Source organism: Actinoplanes sp. NPDC048791, assembly GCF_040650095.1.
Lineage (GTDB): Bacteria > Actinomycetota > Actinomycetes > Mycobacteriales > Micromonosporaceae > Actinoplanes.
This window is the reverse complement of the sequence record NZ_JBEZGQ010001384.1, coordinates 1-1,813: the sequence shown is the minus strand read 5'-3', so window position 1 is coordinate 1,813 and position 1,813 is coordinate 1. Positions and strand designations below refer to the sequence as shown.

General features: G+C 76.7%; 2 protein-coding genes and 1 pseudogene. All 3 read left to right on the top strand.

Features of this window, described 5'->3' with window-relative positions; genetic code table 11:
- A pseudogene (locus tag AB0C29_RS46585) lies at positions 1–181 on the top strand (FAD:protein FMN transferase); the annotation flags it as partial.
- Positions 178–753: a ferric reductase-like transmembrane domain-containing protein gene (locus AB0C29_RS46580; RefSeq protein WP_360834559.1), complete on the top strand. Its 576-nt coding sequence runs from the start codon at positions 178–180 to the stop codon at positions 751–753. The pseudogene AB0C29_RS46585 and the gene AB0C29_RS46580, both read left to right, overlap by 4 nt.
- Positions 750–1,813 (top strand): NADH-quinone oxidoreductase subunit I (locus tag AB0C29_RS46575; protein ID WP_360834557.1); only part of this gene is annotated, 1,064 nt, incomplete at its 3' end. The genes AB0C29_RS46580 and AB0C29_RS46575, both read left to right, overlap by 4 nt.

The window sequence follows — 1,813 nt, the reverse complement described above, 5'->3', positions numbered from 1 at the left end:
GCCCGCGCCCCGGGTGTGGCGGACGGTCTCCGTCGCGGCGTCCTCGTGCCTGCGCGCCAACACACTGAGCACGGCTGCGGTCGTGCGCGGCCACGCGGCGCCGGAGCTGCTCCGCGGTGAGCCCGCCCGGCTGGTCACCCCGGAGCTGGACGTGCTGCGGCTGGGCGGGTGGCCGGCATGACCGACGCGCTGTGGTACCTCGGGCGGGGCAGCGGGGTCGTCTCGCTCGTCCTGCTCTCGATCGTGGTGGCGCTGGGCATCGGCGCGCGCTCCGGGCGGACGGCCTTCGGGCTGCCCCGCTTCGCGGTCAACATGCTGCACCGCAACGCCGCGCTGCTGGCCGTCGCGCTGCTCGTCGTGCACGTGGTCAGTCTCTGGTTCGACCCGTACGCGCAGCTGCGCTTCTTCGATCTGGTGGTGCCGTTCGCCGGCGAATACCGGCCGTTCTGGCTGGGGCTGGGCACGCTGGCCTTCGACCTGGTGCTCGCCCTCATCGCCACCAGCCTGCTGCGGCACCGGCTCGGCGTGCGGGGGTGGCGGCTCGTGCACTGGCTGGCGTACCTGTGCTGGCCGATCTCCCTGCTGCACGGCTGGCAGACCGGCACGGACGCGGCGAGCTGGTGGCTGCGAAGCGTGCTGGTGCTCAGCACCGCGCTCGTCCTGGCCGCTGTCGCGTGGCGGTTCACGCCCTCGTTCGCCCGGTTTCCCGCCCGCGTCCCGCGCCGGGTCCGCACCCCTCAGGAGGTCCGATGACCACGGTGGACGCCCCCGGCGGAGTGCGGCTGCGCCTGCTCGCCGGTGACAACGACGGCCGGCTCGACACCCATCTCGGCCGGCACGGACGCGCGCCGGTGCTCAACGCCGAGCAGCTCGTCGAACTGCTGCGCGCCGCCGGGCTGACCGGTCGCGGTGGGGCCGGCTTCCCCACGTGGCGCAAGGTCGAGGCGGTGCGCCGGGCCGGGGGTACGCCGGTGGTCGTGGCGAACGGCGCCGAGGGGGAGCCGGCCAGTGGCAAGGACCGGGCGCTGCTCGCGTACCAGCCGCATCTGGTCCTGGACGGCCTGCAGCTCGCGGCCGGTGGGCTCGGGGCGCGTACCGCCCATCTCTATGTCGCGGCGGCCTCGGCCGACGGGGTCAGGGCGGCCCTGGCCGCGCGGCGCGGGGCCGGCCTGGACCGGGTGCCGGTCACCGTGACCGTCGCGCCGCAGTCCTTCGTGGCCGGGGAGGAATCGGCGGTGGTCGCCGCCGTCTCGGGACGGCCTGCCGTGCCCGCCGACAAGCTGGTGCGGATCACCGACTCCGGGGTGGGCGGGGCGCCGACGCTCGTGCAGAACGTCGAGACGCTGGCCCACCTGGCGCTGATCGCCCGGCACGGTCCCGGCTGGTTCCGCGCCGCGGGCACGCCCGACGAGCCGGGCACCTTCCTGGCGACGGTCGGCGGCGCGGTGCGTGCGCCCGGCGTGATCGAGGCCGGGTACGGCGTCCCGCTCGGTGACCTCGTCGACGCGGCGGGCGGCGCGACGGCTCCACTGCAGGCTGTGCTGCTCGGCGGCTACCACGGCGGCTGGGTCCCGGCCCGGCCCGGGATCGAGGTGAGCCGGGCGGCACTGACCCCGCTGGGCGCGTCCCCGGGCGCGGGCATCGTGCTCGCGCTCCCGGCCCACGTGTGCGGCCTGGCCGAGACCGCCCGGATCGCCGGATACCTGGCCGGCGAGGTGGCGGGCCAGTGCGGCCCGTGTGTCAACGGCCTGCCCCGGCTGGCCGCCACGCTGGGCGACCTGGCCCACCACCGGGCCCGGCCCGGCCTGCCGGC